The sequence below is a fragment of the Stenotrophomonas sp. KH_036_B genome, from assembly GCF_057839485.1.
Genome location: NZ_CM174491.1, coordinates 2,769,857 through 2,788,513 on the forward strand (window position 1 = coordinate 2,769,857; position 18,657 = coordinate 2,788,513).

Here is an 18,657-nt window from a genome sequence, read left to right on the forward strand (position 1 = left end):
GTCGTGCGGCCAGCAACGCCGGCCCGGCGCGGGCGTGCCACCCCGGGACGATTCGGCCTGTTCGTTGCGTTGTTGGCGGTTGCCTTGTTTTTCATGCCCTCGCTCGCGCTGGCGCAGGCTGTCTCCGACCCCACCCCACTGCAGTACCGCGATGCCGCCGAGGAAGCCCGCTTCCATGCGCTGGCCGCCGAACTGCGCTGCGTGCAGTGCCAGAACCAGTCGCTGGCCGATTCCAACGCGCAGATCGCGCACGACCTGCGCCGCGAAGTGCTCGCGCTGATGCAGCAGGGTAAAAGCGATGCGCAGATCAAACAGTTCCTGGTGGATCGTTACGGCGAATTCGTGCTTTACCGCCCCTTGATGGACACGCGCAACAGCCTGCTCTGGTTCGGACCACTGGCGCTGGTACTCGGCGGTGCCGGGGTGCTGGTATGGGTGGTGCGCCGACGCAGCCGCCAGGTGCAGCCGATGGGCGACAGCGAGGAGCGCTGGTGAGCGGGTGGATACCCACCGTGGCTGCTGTAGCCGCGACGCTGGTAGCGCTGGTGGTCTTGTGGCCGCTGCGGGGCCACAGCCGCCGCCTGCCGTTTATCGGGGCGTGCGTGGCAATCGGCGTCGTTGGTTTTTCCCTCTATTCCCTCATAGGTACACCAGAGGCGGTCGATGCCGCACGCGAGGACCCCACAAGCCTGCGTGACGGCGTGCGCGACCTTGAACAGGCGCTGGCGCGCGAGCCACAACGCGCCGATGGCTGGGCGCTGCTGGGCCGTTCGGAACTGGCCTTGGGCAACATCGACAAGGCCAACCAGGCCTTCACCCGCGCCGTCGCACTTGCGCCGGACGAGGCCCCGTTGCTGGTGGAAGCCGCGCAGGCGCGCGCCGAAGGCGATGCCGCCAAACACTTCGACGACACCGCGCTGCAGTGGCTGCGCCACGCACAGCAGGTGGACCCGGCCAGCGAGCGCGCCGGCTGGCTGATCGGCATTGCACAGCGCCAGCGCGGGCAGGATGCAGAGGCGGCAGCCACGTGGGAAGCGCTGCTGCCGCGGCTGGAGCCGGCGGCGGCCACTGCGTTGCGCGAGCAGATTGCGATTGCACGGGCGAAGGCCGGGGAACCACCGGCTGCGGCTTCTGCCGCCGCTTCGGCGACGGCAGTGAATGTGTCGGTGACACTGGGTCCAGGCATCGACAGATCCAAGCTCCCCGCTGACGCCACGGTATTCGTCATCGCCCGCATGCCCGGCGGCCCGCCGATGCCGGTCGCGGTCGAAAAGCACCGGCTGGCAGACCTGCCGCTGCAGATCACCCTGGACGATAGCGACAGCCCCATGCCAACCGCGAAGCTGTCCTCGCTGGACCAGGTAGAGATCTTCGCCAGAATCTCGGCCAGCGGCCAGGCAAACCGCCAGCAGGGCGACATCGATTCCCCGGCGCTAACCGTAAAGCTCCCGCACAAAGCCACGGTAGACCTGACCCTGTAACGACATGCCATGCGTGTCTTCGGGGTGTTGGAACACCCGTAGAGCCACGCCCTGCGTGGCTGCGCGGCGCCCAAACGTAGAGCCACGCCCTGCGTGGCTGCGCGGCGCCCGAACGTGGACCAGCCACGCAGGGCGTGGCTCTACGCCGGTAACCAAACCCCCACCGCGATACACCATGCCGCCCATCACCACAGCACCGCCACCGCGCCCGTTTAGAATGCCCCCATGACCGAATTCATCCCCCCCGGCACCCGCTACCACGCCCTGCCCTCACCGTTCGCATTCAAGCGCGGCGGCCAGCTGCATGGCGCGCACGTGGCCTACGAAACCTGGGGCACCCTGAACGCCGACGCCAGCAACGCCATCCTGATCGTCACCGGCCTGTCGCCCGACGCGCATGCCGCCGCCAACACTGACAACCCGGCCCCGGGCTGGTGGGCGGGGATGGTGGGCCCGGGCAAGCCGATCGATACCGACCGCTGGTTCGTGGTGTGCGTGAACTCGCTGGGCAGCTGCAAGGGCTCCACCGGCCCGGCCACCATCGACCCGGCCACCGGCGAACTGTACCGCCTGCGCTTCCCCGAACTGTCCATCGAAGACGGCGCACGCGCCGCCGTGGACGTCGTGCATGCGCTGGGCATACAGCAGCTGGCGTGCGTGGTCGGCAACTCCATGGGCGGCATGACCGCGCTCGCCGTGCTGCTGCTCCACCCGGGCATCGCACGCAGCCACATCAACATTTCCGGCAGCGCGCAGGCGTTGCCGTTCTCCATCGCCATCCGCTCGCTGCAGCGCGAAGCCATCCGCCTCGATCCGCAGTGGAACGCGGGCAACTACGTGGACGACCAGTACCCCGAATCGGGCATGCGCATGGCGCGCAAGCTGGGCGTCATCACCTACCGCTCCGCCCTGGAATGGGATGGCCGCTTCGGCCGCGTAAGGCTGGACTCGGACCAGGCCGACGACGACCCGTTCGGCCTGGAGTTCCAGGTGGAAAGCTACCTCGAAGGCCACGCACGCCGCTTCGTGCGCTTCTTCGATCCGAACTGCTACCTCTACCTCAGCCGCTCCATGGACTGGTTCGACCTGGCCGAATACGCCGACGGCGACGTGCTCGCCGGGCTGGCGAAGATCAAGGTGGCCAAGGCCTTGGCCATCGGCGCCAACACCGACATCCTGTTCCCGGTGCAGCAACAGCAGCAGATCGCCGACGGCCTGCGTGCCGGTGGCGCCGAGGCGCAGTTCATCGGCCTGGATTCGCCGCAGGGGCACGATGCGTTCCTGGTCGACTTCGACCGGTTCGGGCCGGCGGTGCGCAGCTTCCTCGAGGCGCTCTGATCCATGCGGCAGCAGGGAAAGCTCAGCGAATGGGATGACGCGCGCGGCTTCGGCTTCGTGCAGCCCAATGGCGGTGGCGAGCGTTGCTTCGTGCATATCCGCGCGTTCACCGCGCGCGACCGGCGGCCGGCGCTGGGCGATGTGATCACCTACGAGGTGAAGCCCGACGCGCGGGGCCGGCTCAACGCGGTTGGCGTGCGTTTCGCGTTGCAACACAATGGTGCGCGCCGCACGGCAAGCAAGAGCACCGGCCACGGACCGGATCGACTGCCCCGTACGCCGATAGCGGTGGTGTTCCTCGCCGGCGTGGTCGCGGCGATGTTTGGCGGATTCCTGCCGCCGTGGGTGCCAGCGATGTACCTCGGTCTCAGCGGCGTGACCTACCTAGCCTATTGGCAAGACAAGACGGCGGCTAGGCGTGACCGGCAGCGCACGCCGGAGAACGTGCTGCAGATGCTGGCCCTGTTCGGCGGTTGGCCGGGAGCCTTGATCGCGCAGGCGACGCTGCGGCACAAGAACCGCAAGGTCTCGTTCCAGGTCACGTTCTGGGTGGTGGTCGTGGTCAATCTGGCGGGGCTTGTGTGGATTGCTTCCGGTGGACTGGCGACCACGTAGCCGGATGCCCGGCGAAGATTACGCCTGGATGTCAAATGTCTGCTTTCGGCCAAAAGCAGCCATATGCAGTGACCAAAAGTTTGAGTCGAGCCGAGAAGCGCCCTTTGATGAGAGCGCTCACGGTGGGACAGCAGCTCTGGGCGTGTCAGGCTATGCGGCGCGCCTATCAGGTCACTGGGACAATATCATGCTTCGCTCGTTCCGATCTCGAATCCTGGTAGCTGCGTTGGCGCGAACCAGCCTGGTCGATAGTCAGTCCACTGAATTCGCCACTTTCCGTCCGTCTCCAGGACAGCTTCGATTTGATAGTGCGCGCCGTACACTGGTCCGATGCCTGGCTCGTCCTGGCGTTCGGGAATGATGCGTGCCACGATCATCCGTCCACGTCGTTCACCAGGATCCACCTCAACCAGAAGCACGTCGGCAAAGTGCTGCATCCAAGGCCAGTGGCGTCGAAAGCTCTTGAGCTGCCCTATTACCGCGTGGCGCCCTTTCAGCTGCCCCATGGGTGAGAAGCCGCCACGCACATCGATCGCAAAGCTGTCTGCAAGCAAGGCCATGTCTCCTTGGTCAATCGCAAACGAATATTTGCTGTAGAGCTCGCGAAGCCCTTGCTCCGCTGATAGAGGAAGCGCCGAATGAGGAAGCTTGGCCCAAGGTGAGTCGAGCTCACTTACCAGCGTCGGCGGCTCATCACCGAGCTTCCACCCGGCCCCATCAGGCACGTGCTTCCAATGCTGGACGTCACGGCTCGAACCTCGATACCAGTTGACCGATACACGTATCTCGGTGAACGACCAAACATCATCCACCTTGGAGCATTCGAACACCACTGTGGCACCGAACAGGAAGGGAACCTGCATTCCGGAGCGTCGACCCACCGCGTAGGCACTGGCCACTGCCTTGGAGCCCAAGGCACCTACGTAGTGGTTCGAAGTGCGGATGTGCAGCGGGAGCGGGGAGGTGTCGGTACCCAAGACCGTGGTGATGCCCTCAAAACCCTTTGCGTCTCCGTGTTGGCCGCTGAGCAACACGGTGCCTGAGCCGATCAACGTCGCCATTGCCGACCAGTCGTTGGATGCCCATGCCAAGAAGAATGCCTCAATTGCGCCCTGCAGCTCAGCTCGCGCGTTATCCATCGTCCGTGTCCTATTGATGAAAGGGGCGGTGTACGAGCCGCCCATCTCGCTGATCACCGCATCGACCAGTCGTTTGGGATCCGCTGCTCAAGGCATCACCCTTCGTCGCAGAGTGCAGGCTCCGTGTAGCGGGTGTAGTCGGTGTAGCCCTTCGCTCCGTGCGGGCCGTAGAAGGTGGCTCGGTCGGCCTCCTCCAAGGGCCATCCATTGCGCATCCGCTCGACAAAGTCAGGGTTGGAGATGAAAGGACGCCCGAACGCAACCATGTCCAGGGTTGTGCTCTGCACCGCCGCTTGTGCGCCCTCCAAGGTAAATCCACCTGCAGAAACCAGCGTGCCCTGGTAAGCGCTCCTGAACGCAGACGCAAATTCACGTGGCACCGAGGTGTCGGCCATGCCGTCCCTGTCGCTGCAATGGAGATAGGCCAGCCCACGGCGGTTCAAGGCATGGGCGACTGCGAGCCACGTGTCGGCCTCGTCGGCGAATCCCTTCATGTCGGACATACGGCCGAATGGCGTGATACGGACACCGATGCTGCTGCTCCCAATCTCTTCGCTCATGGCATCAATGGTCTCGAGGAGCAAGCGGATGCGGTTCTCGATGGATCCGCCATATGCGTCGGCCCGGGTATTGAGTTCTCCATTGATGAATTGCTCGAACAGGTAAGCATTGGCGGCATGAAGCTCCACGCCATCGAAGCCGGCATCCATCGCACGCCGGGCTGCGCGCCGGAAGTCGGCAACCAGGCGAGGGATCTCCGCTGCCTCGAGCGCACGTGGTGTATCGGCGGGCACCATCCCTGCTACGTCAGCCTCCAACCATCCATAGGCTGAAGCGCCCGCTGCGGCGCGCGCCACCGAAGACACTGGCTTTCCGCCATGGGGTTGGAGTGATTGATGCGACATGCGGCCGACATGCCAGAGTTGGGCAAAAATCCGACCTCCCGCTTCATGCACCGCACGCGTGACGCCACCCCAGCCTGCCTGCTGTTCGTCCGTGTAAAGACCTGGAATGAACAGGAATCCCGTCCCCTCCTTGGACACAGGTATGCCCTCGCTGATGATGAGTCCAGCAGATGCGCGTTGCTGGTAGTAGAGCGCAGTCTCCCCATCCGGGACGCCTGAGCGTGCGCGGGCGCGGGTCATGGGCGCCATTACGATGCGATTGGGAAGGCGGAGTCCGGCAAGATTGATCGGATCAAATAGCGTTGGCATGGTTTGCTCCAGGGAAGAAGGTATGTCAGAGGCTGAGGTGGTCGCCGCGATCGAGCCCAGGCACGAACGGGAATACGAGCTCGGCCATCTCCGCCATGAGCTCGGCGTAGGGCCGGCGGCTGATCTTCGGATTCAATGCAACGTGCTCGATACCCGACGCTGCGATGGCTTCAAGCAGGGTGGCCAACCCGGCCCGCCCCGTTCTGAAGCCACCTCGGATCTTCTGCAGGGGATGATTGGCTTCCTCTACCAGGTCAAGGAAACCCGCCACGCCAAGAGGCCTGCGGATGCCCGGGTGGTTGACGCGCGCAGCCCGTGCGTTCCAGTCCTGGGAGAGCGCGGGCAGCTCGGACGGGTGCGGCGCGGGCACGATCAGTGCGTCAACGTGCTCCGCGAGCCAGTCGGTGGATTGCTGAGCCCGGCCGATTCCGAGCAGAGGCAACGCCTTGTCGACTGATTTGGGCAGCAGATCGAACTCGCCGCTGGATTTTCCGAACCGGGGTGAGCTGAACTCTGGAAAGTCCTGGTCCGTCACCGTCCGGAGTACCTCGAATGCATCCCGAAACCGTTCACCGCGACTCTCGAAATCGACGTCGAACAGCGGATACTCCGCCGGCCGGTCCCCCGACGAGAGACCGAGCAGCAGTCGCCCGTTGGAGAGCTGGTCGACCGAAGTGGCCTGCCTTGCAAGCAACTTTGGATCGCGAAGGGGCAGAACGATGCCTGCGGTGCCGAGCGCAATGGTCCGGGTTGCTGCCGCCAGCGCGGCCATGTACACCATGGGTTCGTAGATCTGCCCTGCATCGCCGTAGCGCGGGTCGTAGAACGGGATGTCCCGCAGCCACAGCGCGGAGAATCCCAGGGACTCTGCCCTTACTGCCATGGCCAGATGGTCCGCCATCGTGGGCCACGGTGCGCCGGGGTGGGTTTCCAGGGGGAGGATCAGCCCGACAGTGAGGCTGTCGGGCCGAAACACGCGCCCCATGGACGACTGCTGGACGGATATCGGTCCTGTGGGCTCGGTCCTGGAATCGGTGGCTGGCATGTGACTGGCCTGAATGGAAAGGCCACAGTCTATTTATGGTTCAATCGAAGATAATCGTAGTTTCAAGACGATCTTTTGATCCCGGGAGTCATCAATGTCCGATGGTGAGCGTTTCTCAGGCATAGAAGCTTTTGTCTCTTCCGCTCGGCATGGCAGCTTTACCGCGGCCGGAGAGGAATTGGACATGAGCCCCTCTGGCGTTGCCAAAGCCGTGACGCGGCTGGAAGCCCGGGTAGGACTCAAGCTGTTCCACCGCACCACCCGGCGACTGACCTTGACCCCGGAAGGTGAAGCCTACCTGTCGACCTGTCGCGGCATCATCAGCCAGCTGGACGACGTCGAGGCGGGACTCTCGCCCAAGGACACCGCGCCCCAAGGCCGCGTCAGGATCGAGTTGCCTGCGGCCTTCGGGCGGCGGCACATCCTCTCTTCGCTTCTTGCCATGGCTGTTGAGTACCCACGTCTGGATCTCACCGTATCGTTCTCCGAGCGAACCGTTGACCTCGTTGAGGAGCAGTTCGATCTCGCCGTACGGATCGGGGCATTGGCTAGTGACTACAACCTCGTGGCGAGGCGGCTGGGCACCCAGCGACTGGTTATCTGTGCCACCCCGGACTATGTCGCATGCCATGGCCGGATTGAATCGCCGCAGGACATCCTGCAACAGGACTGCATTACCGGCCCCAGACGAGGGCCCAAGGTACCGTGGCTGCTGAAGGGCAAGGATGGCAAACCGATGCGGCTGGAGGTCGAACCCCGCCATGAGTTCAGCGACGGCGAAGCGATGCTGCAGGCAGGACTGGCTGGCTGCGGGATCATGCAGATGCCCACTTGGCTGGTCGGGCAGGCCATCGCTGAGGGGCTGCTGGTTTCCCTGCTTGATGACCATGCCGGTGAAGAGATGCCCATCCATGCGGTATGGCCCAAGTCCCACTACGTGCAGCCGAAGGTGAGGGCAATTGTTGATCGCCTCACCTCACTCGCTCAGATGCCGCGTTCCGGATTTGTACCTTGACGCAAGGCATCTTCAGGGAGGTTCGGTCCGGTGGCGCATATCTCCACATGCGTGATGGTCGGCATGCTGGACTTCACATCATCGGACAGGGCCAGAGTGACCACCCGAACACCGTTCGGCTCTATACCCACCACCGCAACCACGGCCTGGTAGTCGCGGGCGCCTTCGGGGGCGACGACCACTACGTTCACTTCAGAAATCGCGGTGCCCAGCGCCTGGCGAAGCCGGGAATCGACAGGGTCAGGGCTTGCCAGTTCCGCGTGCAGCCGCGCCAGCACCCGGTTGACCGCCCAGGAGGTCTGATACCCATGCCGCGTGTTTGGCAGAACCGGCGTCTTGTCCAGCGACAGGAAGCGTGCCCCCTTTGGGGTGAACTCCACGCGCGTCTGGTAACTGATGATCGACCCATGCATTCCGTCTGGCGCTGGTGCCTGGTAGGCCACCACCATGGACAGTTGCCCGACCCCACCGCCAACCTCGACAAAGCTTGAGTGGACAATATGGTGCGAGCTGACCTCTTCAGGGATCGAAGCGAACCAGCGCACGAGGTTTTCGCGGCCATCGGCAAACACATGGCCACCACGGCGACCGGACAGCTGGACATCGGGATGGAATATCTCGAGGTGTGCATCCAGATTGCCCCCGGCTGCTTCCAGAAAGGCGAACCAGCGGTGTGCCAAATGAAGTGCCATGTGATGCCGAAGACCCATTGGCGCTGGGCCTGGCGAGATCATTGCGCTCATGCAGGCATCACCTTTTTGATTGTCGGTCCACCCATCGTCCCTCCGGAAATGGCGTCGTTGGCCTTGCTGATGGACTCGAGCGCGTACTGCCTTGCCTCCTCACCCGGCATCATGAAGTTCACCATCACTTCATCCGTTTCATAAGCAGCGGCCAGCGCGCGGAGCTGGGCAACGACCTGCGACGGCGTGCCCGAGATCAACCTGCCACGATTTCGCGAGCGGACAGCACGCTCTTCCGGCGCCCATTGATGCTTGCGCGTGGACTCAACTGTGGGAATGCGGTCGAAGGGCCTTGCACTCTCTGCATAGGTGAGCCACAGCTGGAAGGCGTCGGCGTACGCTTCCGCTTCTTCCTCCGTCCTGCCGACCGCCACAAATACGGCAACGATGACGGACGGCGCTGCGGCGAACTCGCCGGGTCTGAAGGCAGCGCGATACGCGTTGGCCGCATGCGCCCCAGTGCTGCCGGGATTGATGAAATGCGCGAAGGTGAAGCCCAATCCCGCCTGCGCCGCAATATCGGCTGTCGCGCCCGATGCACCAAGCACGAAGGGTTGAGGTTTGTGGCAGGTCTCGGGCTGGGCCTGCATGCCGTAATAGCGGGAAGTGGGAGGATGCCGGCCCGTTATGAAGCCCAGAAGGTCCGCAACTTTCTGGGGGTAGGGAATGGATTCCGTTCTCTCATCGTTAAGCGCTCTGTTGGTGCGCTGGTCTGCGCCTGGTGCGCGGCCGAACCCCAGGTCGACCCGGTCCGGGAAAAGCGCCTCAAGGAGCTGATAGTTCTCGGCAATCTTCAGGCTGCTGTAGTTGGGCAACAGCACCCCGCCGGATCCTACCCGTATCGTCCCGGTCGCCGAGGCAATCCGGGACATCAATATTTCGGGAGAGTTGCTTGCGGTCGCTTGGGCGCCATGGTGTTCAGATACCCAGTATCGATGATAGCCATTGGCCTCGGCCGACTGAGCAAGGCGCACCGTGGCCGCAAGCGCTTCGGTCGCGGAGAGGGCTTCGTCGACGGGCGAGTAGTCCAGGATGCTCAGCTTCAATGAACCTTGCATACCTCAGCCCTCCATGACGTCGAGGGCATGCGTTTCGCCACCGTCGGGCCGTTCCGGCCAGACAACTTCCAAGCGGGTACGGGCGATGCGCCACTGTCCACCAATGCGCTTGTATTCGTCTGCATAGAGGCCAAGCAGAAGCAGCGGATTGGGGTCTGACTTACTGGCGGTTTCAAAGTCGATCAGATAGCACCGACCTTCGGCCGTATCCGGCCCGGTCAGACGCACCGAGTGATTGACGATCGCGTGCATGAAGGGATAGCTGCCCCGACGATCACGATCAAAGAGCTTGAACGCATCGCCGAGGCCAGCGCGGATGGCATCAATGCCTTCCATCTTCCCAACGGTGACTTCCACCACCGCGTCGTCAGTGAAGACCTGGTCCATCGCCTGGATGTTGTTGCTGTCCAGGCAATGGGCGTAAAGGATCCGGAGGTCCTTGATTGCTTCCTTGTCCAGGAGTGATGCAAGTTCGGTGTTCATGGTCGATGTCCTCGATTGGCCAGTGCCGTAGCAGGACTCCACTTTAGTCTTGCCTTGGCGCCGGATAATCGGGCATTAGATCCATTCACCTGGGAACCCAGGGATCAAATCGCCCACTCAAAAGCGGTAGCTCATCAGCTCGGCGCCCACGATTCGCGGGTTGCCTGATGACATCAGGCACTCGTGCCGAAACCTTGTCCCGGCCGATGTCTGCTATCGGCCAGGAGCAGTCGTCGCGAAACGTAAGCCGAAGGTGGGCCTGGTCGAGCTTTATAGAGGAAGCCAGATCACCCTTTGTTGACACTTCAGCAAAGGCAGTCTCAGTTCCAGCCGGTATCCGTCTGCAGCTTCGCAGCAACCTCCGTTTCGAGGGCGACGCGCGCGGTGAGTGGAGCGATCTGGCGCGTCCGCCGCAGACGCAAGGCCTTCTCGATTAGCGAGGGCCCGGCCGCGGGTCGGTCGATACCGAGAAGCCCCGAGCGGAGCGTCGATCGGCCCACCGAGCGCTAGCAGACGCTCCATTGCTTGGTCGTCGCCAGTACGGCGCGAACCAGCATCCGATCGGCAAGGGCCCGGACGGGGGGATGCCGCCCGGGCAGTGGCGTTACCTGCTGGTCGGCGAGAAGTTCTGAGCTCCGCGCGTCTTTCGCCACTGGATCCACGCGATCGCGGCGACGAAGAAGACGCTGCACAGGTAACTGCCTTCCGGCCCTTGCGCGCCACCGGTCAGGGTGTCGAGGCCTTGCGGGCGCAGCGCCACCAGCAGCGCCGGCAAGTGCGTATCGATGCCGGTGACGGGCAGTTCGAAGCCGGTCGCGAGCAACCAGTTCCACCCCGCGTGCCAGCCCATCACGCCCCAGATATTGCCGGTCCGCAGCGCCCAGGCGCAGGCGAACAGCGAGAACAGGAACGTGCCGAGCATGACCCGGGGCGGCTGGTGCGGACTGTAATGCAGGAAGCAGAAAGCGAGCGACACCAGCAGCACTGCCACCGCGACATTGGTCTTGCGCGCCACCACCGACAGCATCCAGCCGCGGAAGATGACTTCCTCCACGCTCGCCTGGAACATGAAACTCAATAGCAGCAGACCGATGTGCAGCAGACTGACGGGCGACCGCCAGGCCTGCCCCAAACCCGCCGCCTGCATGCCGCCAGCCATCCAGATCGCGACTACGACCAGCGCGATCGTACCGAATCCAACGGCCATTCCGCGCAGGAAGGTTTTCAGCGGCGCCGGACCGGTCAGCCCGATACTCGCCAGCGAGCGCCCTTCGACGAAGCGTACCCAGGCGAGCACGGCCGCCAGCGTCGGCGCGAAGCCGATCCACAGCAGCGCATACACGCCAGCGAGGCCGATCGGATCGCCGCGCGGCGTCGACCAATGCTGCGACTGCATCCATCCGTCCAGCGCGATCATCGGTACCGCGTTGAACAGGATCATCAGGATCGGCGTCAGCCAGGCCCAGGGCAGCCAGCCGCGGGCCGGATCGGGCGAATACAGGGCAACGGGAGTCATGCGGGATTCCAGGACGGCGTGATCGCCGCTGCAAGTTGCCATCCGCGCGGGGGCGTGGCAACCCGTTTGCGACCAAGCCACAGAAGCCGCCGATGAATCACCCGGGTCGCCGACGAAATGGCGCTGAGTCGTCGCCCGTGGTGTCCGCTGCCGGGCCGACGTACTGACGGCGGTATGCCGTAAGTGAAAGAGAGCACTTGGCGGATCACACGTCCGCGCAGCCAAGCTGCACTGCTACTTGATCTTCAGCTCCGGCAGAAGAGGGTCAACATCAACCAGCTCCAGGGACTTGACCATGTGCAGCGTCGAGTTCTTGTACTTGAGGAAATGCGCGCTCTTCACATGCTGTTCGTATGCCTGCCGACTTGCATATATTTCAAGAATCGTCAGTCTGGTCGGTTCGTCTTTGTCGAAGACGGCGTACAGCGACAGCACGCCTGGCTCACGCTCCATTGAGGCGCGAACCTCTTCAGCCAGGGCGTCTCGATAGGCGGACAAATGGTCCGGGTTCACGGTGATCTTTGACAGCCTTGTCATCTGCACTTCTTCAGCTCCAACACTGAAGGCGCATGCAGCCATGCCGATCAAGGTTGCGATGAGCATCTTCTTCAATCAACCCTCCAATGTGCGCGTGCCACTCGGCGCAGCGTTTTCCGGAACATCATTCCTGCCGAGCCTCGAGCTGGCGTTGAATACCAACGCGGACACGTTCGGCAGCCTCCAGGCTGAAGCGGGCTTCGAGAACATCCGGGCGTCCAGTTCGGTTGTACAAACCCGGTTTGAATTGACGTTCATAGCTGCTCCTTCGTGTGCGAAAGCCATCTGTCCCGGACCGGAGGTCGGACGCAATGCGGACGTCTACCGGGACTCCACGGCGACCGCCGGCCCGGACGTGGGTGCGGCATCGGCCGCCGTGACATAGGCGAGCAGCGCCGCAAACAGCAACAGGCCAGCACTGGCCAGGAACGTACTGGCAAAGCCGAGGCTGTCGAACAGCAGTCCGCCGACGGTAGAGCCCAGCGCGATGGAGCACTGCACCACCGCTACCATCAGCCCGCCGCCGGCCTCTGCGTTGTCGGTGAAAGTGCGCGCCAGCCAGCTCCACCAGCCCACCGGTGCGGCCGTGGCCAGCAGGCCCCATGCCGAGAGCAGTGCGGCGGTTGGCCACAGATGCGGTCCCAGCGGAATCAATGCCATTGCAATCAGCGCCATCAAAGCTGGAATGGTCACCAGCGTGCGGTAGAGCCCGCGCCTGATGAATGCGCCGATGGCAAGCGTGCCCACGAAGCCGCTGACGCCGATGGCCAGCAGCACCAGCGGAACAGCAGCGTCTCCTGCACTGGTCACCCGCTCCAGGAACGGTCGCACATAGGTGAACAGCGCAAACTGCCCCATGAAGAACGCACCGCAGGCAATCATGCCTAACGCCACCACGCGCCGCCGGAACAGCGCAACCAACCCGTCTTGTGACTGCCTGCTCTCCGCGGCCATGGAAGGCAGACAAACCCACTGCCATGCCATGGCTACGGCAGCCACCGGCAGAAGACAGAGGAAAGCACCGCGCCATCCAATGATGCTGCCCAGGTAGCTGCCCAGTGGCGCCGCAACTACCGTTGCAAGCGCGTTGCCGCTGTTGAATATCGCCAAGGCACGCGGAACCTTCGCAGCCGGCACCAGCCGCATGGCCGTCGCCGCAGACAGCGACCAGAACCCACCGATCACCACGCCGATCAGCGCACGGCCCACCATGTAGACCGGATAGTTGGGGGCCAACGCCACCACCAGGCCAGACACCGCCATCAACGCGGTGAGGGTCAGAAGCAACGTTCTCCGGTCAATGGTGCCGGCCAACCGCGAGATCGACAGGCTGGTCAGCACCGCAAACGCACCCGAGATGGCAATCCCGTAGCCGGCAAGCCCTTCGGTCACACCCAGATCTGCCGCCAACGGAGTGAGCAGGCTCACTGGCATGAATTCAGAGGCGATCAATGCGAAGACGCACAGCGTCATTGCGAGCACGCCACCCCAATTGGCGCGACCTGCAGTAGCGTCGGTGCGGCTCATTGTCCCGCCAAGCCGCGCTGGAAGAACGTGGTCAGCTTGTCGAAAGGAATCAGGTTGGTACGGTCATACAGATCGACATGACCAGCATCCTTCACCCAGAAGAGTTCCTTTGGCTGACCGGCCCTTCGGTACGCGTCTTCGCTGAACTCGCGTGAATGTGCGGCGTCGCCAGAGATAAACAGCATCGGCCGCGGCGAGATGGTCTCAATGTCGTTGAAGGGATGGAAATTCATGAATTTGACCAAGCTGCTGAAGAGCGGCTGGGTCGTCAGCTCAGCGTTGTCGCCCTTTGGCGTATAGGCGCCGCGCGGGGTGCGGTAGAAGTCGAAGAACTCACGTTGTATCGCAGGAGTATCAGCATCGATTTCGTTCACCGTGCCGGGCACGAACACTGACGCCCCACCCTTGAACTCGACCAGGCGTTGGTCGATTGCCGACTGGATCACCGTCTTGCGCTGCTCCAGCGACTGCCCGTTGTTCAGCCCTTGCCGTGCCGCCGCCCCCATGTCGTACATGCTCACCGTGGCAATGGCCCGGATGCGCGGGTCGATCTTGGCGGCGCTGATCACAAAGCTGCCGCTGCCGCAGATACCCAGGCCGCCGATCCGGTCCGGGTCTACAAAGGCCTGCGTGCTCAGGAAGTCCACGGCTGCACTGATGTCGTCCGAATAGATTTCCGGCGCCACCAGGTGCCGGGGTTTACCGGCGCTCTCTCCCCAGAAGGAAAGATCGATCGCCAGCGTAACGAAACCCTGCTCGGCCAGTTTCTGTGCATATAGCTGCGAGCTCTGCTCCTTCACTGCGCCCATCGGGTGGCCGACCACCACGGCGGGTGCTCGGGTACCGCGCGCCAAGCCTTGAGGACGGTACAGCGTGCCCACCACTTCCAGCTGGTACTGGTTTCGGAAGCTGACGCGCTCGCCGGTGACCGTGGGGCTGCGGTAGAAGTTGTCGGCGCCGGTCTGACGGGCTGCCGCCGGCGTGTCAGCGGCCAGGGCGGGCAACGGCAGGAAGAGGCTGGTAAGCAGCGCCAACAGCAACGGGGTCGGTTTCATGTGCGGACGGCCTCGGGAGATCAAGGTCGCCACGATAGTCGCCAGCCGCACCCACGATAAGCCGGTTTAACGTTGATGCATTACTGAATTCAGCTCACAATTGACCCATGAGCGCCGTGAAGACCAATGACCTGCAATCCTTCCTGGTCGTGGCACAGGAGCAGAGCTTCACCAAGGCGGCCGCCCGCCTCGGTGTAACGCCCTCTGCCCTCAGTCACTCCATGCGGCTGCTGGAAGAACGCCTGGGCATCCGCCTGCTGGCCCGGACCACGCGCAATGTCTCCCCTACTGAAGCGGGCGAGCGGCTGATGCGCTCCATCGCACCGCACTTCGACGCCATCGGCGCCAGCGTCGAGGCACTGGGAGATCTGCGCGACCGCCCGGCCGGAACCTTGCGGATCTCGTGCACGGACGATTCCATGGAGACCATCATCCGTCCACGGCTTGCCGGTTTCGTGGCCGAGTACCCGGATATCACGCTTGAGTTCTACGTCGACTACGGGTTCACCAATGTGGTGGAGCAACGCTTCGACGCCGGCATCCGGCTGGGCGAGGCGCTCAGCAAGGACATGATCGCGGTCAGGGTGGGACCTGATTGGCGCCTGGTCGTGGTCGCATCTCCTGATTACTTCGAGACGCATCCGAAACCGAGGAAGCCCGCCGACATCATGCAACACCGTTGCGTGCACATCCGGCATCGCCCTAACGGTGCCATTTACGCCTGGGAGTTCGAAGAGAAAGGCAAGGAGTTCACCGTGCGCGGCGAAGGCCCACTGGTCTTCAACAGCATGACCCACGTCATCAATGCCGCCATCGACGGGCTGGGCCTGGCATATGCGCCCGAGCCGATGGTGGCCGAGCACCTCGCGCAAGGCAGACTTGTGGCCGTGCTGGACAAATGGTGCTTGCCCTTCCCCGGCTACCACCTTTACTACCCCAACCGCCGACAGCCCTCGCCTGCGTTTACGGCGCTGGTCGCTTGGCTGAAGCAGGACCAGTAGAAACAAGACGGGCTTACTGAAGATCACGCCGGCGACAGCCTCGGGAGCTTCGCCAGTGGTGGAAATCCGTGCGCGGGGGCATCAAGCCATCCTCGGCCCCTGGCGCGCCTGATCTTCCCGCTGCTGCTGGTCCTGAGCCTGCACCTGCGCGAAGTCCTGCGCACGATCCTGCTGCTGCGCCGTCCGGCTCTGGCTGGCAGCCGCATACTGCTGCTCGGGCGCAGCCGCCAACGCCTCCTGCATCGACATATGCGCCCGGTTCGCCGCCGGGTCCGCCGACGCACCTGGCCCGGACCGCAACACAAACAGAACGCTGCCGGCAGCACGTGTTTCGGTGGCTTCATTCAACGCCATGTCCACCTTGTCGCCGGCCTTGAAGCCTGCGTCGGCCGCAGTACGGTAGGCGCTTGCCAGCAGGCGTTCGCTGCTCTGGTCCCACGGCTTGTTGTGCTTTTCATCCAGCTTGGCCACAGAGGAGCGCAACTGCTCCACCAGGCCGGCGTCTTCCGGGCGTGGGCCCATGCTGTGTCGGCGATCAACGTCGGCCTTGTCCTGCGTGGCAGGTGCAGTGCCATGCGGCGCCGGCGCGCTGGGTGCGGGCGCAGGCGTGCCGGGGGCAGCGGGCGTCACGGTGGTCGGCGGCTGCGCCTCCTGGACTGTCGCGCGGCGGGTGTGCGCCTGTGCCATCTCGTCCGGCGTGGTGATGGATTTGATCTCCATCCGCTCGTCGTCCTTGCCGGCCAGGGTGACCAACGCACCATCCTTCCGCACCTGCAGGGAATACGGCATGCGCTCGGGCATGTCGCGTGCATGGTCCTGGGTCACCGCGTCCACGGCGGCGTCGATCTGTTCGGGCGTGCGGGCAACACCGGCGGCGCCATAGGCCGAGGTCACCAGGCCGCGCAGGCCCAACTCGGTGGGGGTGGGATTGTCGCGGGCAATCTGGGCCATGGTGGCGAGTTCATCCACGCCCGATCGCTGGCTCTGGCGCGTGCGGTTCAGCTCTTCCTGTACGTTTGCGTCGGCGGTGTTGGTGCCGTAGAGCATGCCAGGGGTGGTCCACGTCCCATCATCTCCCCGCGTATAGGCGTGACCATCCGAGGCCATCAACGGCTGCAGCTCGGTCTGGGCGTTGCGGATCACCTCGGGGACGGGCTCAATGCTGGCGAAGTCGCGCCAGGCATATTGCTCATACGCCACCTGGTAGCGGGCGGCGAGCGCCTCGGGCGTGTTGGCCGCGTTCTGGGCCGTGATGCGCAGTGATTCCACTTCCAGCTGCACCGATTGCTCCGGGCTTACCGCCACCGCGCGGTCGATCGGAATGCGGCCATCAATCACTTCATGGATGGAGAGATTCCATTCGCCATTCTGCGGGTTGCGCACGTAGTGGCGGCTGGTTTCAAACGGCTCCGGCGGTGGGGTGCGTCCTCCGCTGGCATCGATGCGGAACGGGTCCTTTGGTTCGGGCAGGTTGGCCATGCCCAACGAATAAGCATCGTTGGCCGATTTGTAGTTCAGCTCGTCCACCAGCCGGCCGCCGGCGACCATCCGCATCTCACGTACGCCACCTTCGGGCGTGGGCGCAGTGACCGTGCGTGTCCAGGCGCTGTCGGGCTTTTCCGGGTCACGGCTCCATTCGTTGCCGCTCCGGTCCACCTGGGTGTAAACGGTCTTCTTGTCTTCCTGCTGCGCCCAGTACTCCCCTGCGAACCCACCCACCACGCCACCCACCAGCCCGGTGACCAAGGCACCCGGGCCGGTTTCGGAGCCGGCAATCAGTCCATATATGAAACCCGCGCCGACGCCGCCGGCGATACCGCCGGTGGTGCGTCCCACGAAGTGGGTGGTCGCCGAGTCCGCCCCCGCCTGGTTACCCTGCGTGCGCAACTCGGCCACGCGGTGGCCGGTTACCGCAAAGTCCACCGCCAGCGCGGCAACACCGGCTGCGGTCAGCATGCCGGCGCCGCTGATGCGCGTGCGCGCGGCCACGGCCACCGCCTCGCTGGCCGCGCCTTCGGTTGCCCCTGCCCTGCCCGCCGTGCCGGCCAGTTCCGCTGCGCTGGCGCCGGGTCTTGTGCCATGACCGGCCACTTCCGCAGGGCTGACCCCAGCGCCGGGCGTGGGCGCAGGCCGCGTGATGGTCAGCGGCTTTTCAAAGGTGAAGGCGTTGCGGGCGCTCGCGGCGGTGTTCTCGGTGAGCGGCAGGCGGCCGGCCTGGTTGGCCTCTTCGATCGCGCTGCCCAGCGATGAATGACCGCCCCAGCGCGGGCTGAGCGCGGACGCGTTGGGCTTGTTGATCGCTTCCAGTGCCAGGTTGACGTTCGCTTCGGACTGGGTAACCGCACGCCAGCGCAGTTCGTCCGGCTTCATGGCCTTGAATTCGTTGATCTGCTCGGCGTGCGCGCGCTCGTAGGCATCCACGTCGCCAAAGAATCGGCGAACTTTGGCGTTGGCCACATCCGTTGACATGCCCTCCGGCGCGTTGGTGACCAGGTCACCGTTCACCAGACCGGCGCGCAGGGTGTGGTCGAGGTTCGCTACGCGCGCGCCCATGCGCTCGGCAGCCGCCGCCTGTTGCTGCGGTGTGCCCAGTTCGCCCAGCGTGGCCTTGCCGTCCGGGGTGTTCTCCAGGTCCTTGAGCAGGGTGGCCAGTTCGTCGGAGTAGCCGGCCAACGGACCGCCGCCATGCGGCGAAATGCCCATCTTTGCCGCCAATGCCTTGTCGACCGGCAGATTGAGGATATTGCCTTCACCGTGCAGGTCGAACAGGCCGCGCTTGGCCAGTTCCTGAAGCAGCCGGCTCTCCTTGAACGCGGCCTGCTCGAAGATGTGGTGTCCACGGAAAACCGGTGTATCAGGCATCGGTCAACTCCCGCTCAGAAGTCCATTT

At 64.0% G+C, this 18,657-nt stretch carries 17 protein-coding genes; 6 read left to right on the forward strand and 11 right to left on the reverse strand.

The features are described from left to right. Positions 1-93: 93 nt before the first annotated feature. The 4 genes from AC3ITN_RS12445 to AC3ITN_RS12460 all read left to right on the forward strand — a co-directional run bounded on the left by AC3ITN_RS12445 (position 94) and on the right by AC3ITN_RS12460 (position 3,434). Complete coding sequence (locus AC3ITN_RS12445) at positions 94-495, forward strand: cytochrome c-type biogenesis protein (RefSeq protein ID WP_489390694.1); 402 nt, start codon at positions 94-96, stop codon at positions 493-495. After that, complete coding sequence (locus AC3ITN_RS12450) at positions 489-1,481, forward strand: tetratricopeptide repeat protein (protein ID WP_489392927.1); 993 nt, start codon at positions 489-491, stop codon at positions 1,479-1,481. The genes AC3ITN_RS12445 and AC3ITN_RS12450 overlap by 7 nt, the downstream gene beginning before the upstream one ends. Positions 1,482-1,706: 225 nt before the next feature. Continuing rightward, the gene (metX, locus tag AC3ITN_RS12455; RefSeq protein WP_489390695.1) at positions 1,707-2,819 is read left to right on the forward strand and encodes a homoserine O-acetyltransferase MetX; all 1,113 of its coding nucleotides are present in this window, start codon (positions 1,707-1,709) and stop codon (positions 2,817-2,819) included. Between the two features lie 3 nt (positions 2,820-2,822). Continuing rightward, positions 2,823-3,434, forward strand: a complete 612-nt coding sequence (locus AC3ITN_RS12460; RefSeq protein ID WP_489390696.1) for a DUF1294 domain-containing protein — start codon at positions 2,823-2,825, stop codon at positions 3,432-3,434. Between the two features lie 185 nt (positions 3,435-3,619). On the opposite strand, the gene AC3ITN_RS12465 is transcribed toward AC3ITN_RS12460, so the two are convergent. The 3 genes from AC3ITN_RS12465 to AC3ITN_RS12475 are packed head-to-tail and all read right to left on the reverse strand — an operon-like array spanning position 3,620 to position 6,772. Then, a complete protein-coding gene (locus AC3ITN_RS12465; RefSeq protein ID WP_489390697.1) occupies positions 3,620-4,630 on the reverse strand; it encodes a nuclear transport factor 2 family protein in 1,011 nt (336 codons plus the stop codon). Positions 4,631-4,668: 38 nt separating this feature from the next. After that, positions 4,669-5,787, reverse strand: coding sequence for an alkene reductase (locus AC3ITN_RS12470; RefSeq protein WP_489390698.1), 1,119 nt, complete (start codon positions 5,785-5,787; stop codon positions 4,669-4,671). A gap of 25 nt (positions 5,788-5,812) precedes the next feature. Beyond that, entirely contained in the window at positions 5,813-6,772 is a 960-nt protein-coding gene (locus tag AC3ITN_RS12475) for a TIGR03571 family LLM class oxidoreductase (protein ID WP_489390699.1), read from the reverse strand. A 154-nt stretch (positions 6,773-6,926) separates the two neighbouring features. Here AC3ITN_RS12475 and AC3ITN_RS12480 point away from each other — a divergent pair, with 154 nt between their 5' ends. Further along, a complete protein-coding gene (locus AC3ITN_RS12480; RefSeq protein WP_489390700.1) occupies positions 6,927-7,847 on the forward strand; it encodes a LysR family transcriptional regulator in 921 nt (306 codons plus the stop codon). Here the strand turns inward: AC3ITN_RS12480 and AC3ITN_RS12485 are convergent. The 7 genes from AC3ITN_RS12485 to AC3ITN_RS12515 form a co-directional block, all read right to left on the reverse strand. Next, positions 7,817-8,590 carry a hypothetical protein gene (locus AC3ITN_RS12485; RefSeq protein WP_489390701.1) on the reverse strand — a complete coding sequence of 258 codons (774 nt, stop codon included), beginning with the start codon at positions 8,588-8,590 and terminating at the stop codon, positions 7,817-7,819. The two genes, AC3ITN_RS12480 and AC3ITN_RS12485, sit on opposite strands and share 31 nt — an antisense overlap. Further along, on the reverse strand, positions 8,587-9,648 hold the full coding sequence (locus AC3ITN_RS12490; protein WP_489390702.1) for an LLM class flavin-dependent oxidoreductase: 1,062 nt from the start codon (positions 9,646-9,648) through the stop codon (positions 8,587-8,589). The genes AC3ITN_RS12485 and AC3ITN_RS12490 overlap by 4 nt, the downstream gene beginning before the upstream one ends. Positions 9,649-9,651: 3 nt before the next feature. Continuing rightward, entirely contained in the window at positions 9,652-10,131 is a 480-nt protein-coding gene (locus AC3ITN_RS12495) for a nuclear transport factor 2 family protein (protein ID WP_489390703.1), read from the reverse strand. 604 nt (positions 10,132-10,735) lie between these two features. Continuing rightward, positions 10,736-11,647 (reverse strand): CPBP family intramembrane glutamic endopeptidase, encoded by a 912-nt coding sequence (locus tag AC3ITN_RS12500; RefSeq protein WP_489390704.1) that lies wholly within the window; start codon positions 11,645-11,647, stop codon positions 10,736-10,738. A 234-nt stretch (positions 11,648-11,881) separates the two neighbouring features. Beyond that, positions 11,882-12,250 carry a putative quinol monooxygenase gene (locus AC3ITN_RS12505; RefSeq protein WP_489392928.1) on the reverse strand — a complete coding sequence of 123 codons (369 nt, stop codon included), beginning with the start codon at positions 12,248-12,250 and terminating at the stop codon, positions 11,882-11,884. Between the two features lie 255 nt (positions 12,251-12,505). Further along, entirely contained in the window at positions 12,506-13,711 is a 1,206-nt protein-coding gene (locus AC3ITN_RS12510; protein ID WP_489390705.1) for an MFS transporter, read from the reverse strand. Continuing rightward, positions 13,708-14,766: an alpha/beta hydrolase gene (locus AC3ITN_RS12515; protein WP_489390706.1), complete on the reverse strand. Its 1,059-nt coding sequence runs from the start codon at positions 14,764-14,766 to the stop codon at positions 13,708-13,710. The genes AC3ITN_RS12510 and AC3ITN_RS12515 overlap by 4 nt, the downstream gene beginning before the upstream one ends. Before the next feature lie 107 nt (positions 14,767-14,873). Between AC3ITN_RS12515 and AC3ITN_RS12520 the strand changes: the two genes are divergently transcribed. Beyond that, a complete protein-coding gene (locus tag AC3ITN_RS12520) occupies positions 14,874-15,767 on the forward strand; it encodes a LysR family transcriptional regulator (RefSeq protein WP_489390707.1) in 894 nt (297 codons plus the stop codon). A gap of 81 nt (positions 15,768-15,848) precedes the next feature. Here the strand turns inward: AC3ITN_RS12520 and AC3ITN_RS12525 are convergent, their stop codons facing one another. Beyond that, a complete protein-coding gene (locus AC3ITN_RS12525; RefSeq protein WP_489390708.1) occupies positions 15,849-18,629 on the reverse strand; it encodes an XVIPCD domain-containing protein in 2,781 nt (926 codons plus the stop codon). Between the last annotated feature and the right edge of the window lie 28 nt (positions 18,630-18,657).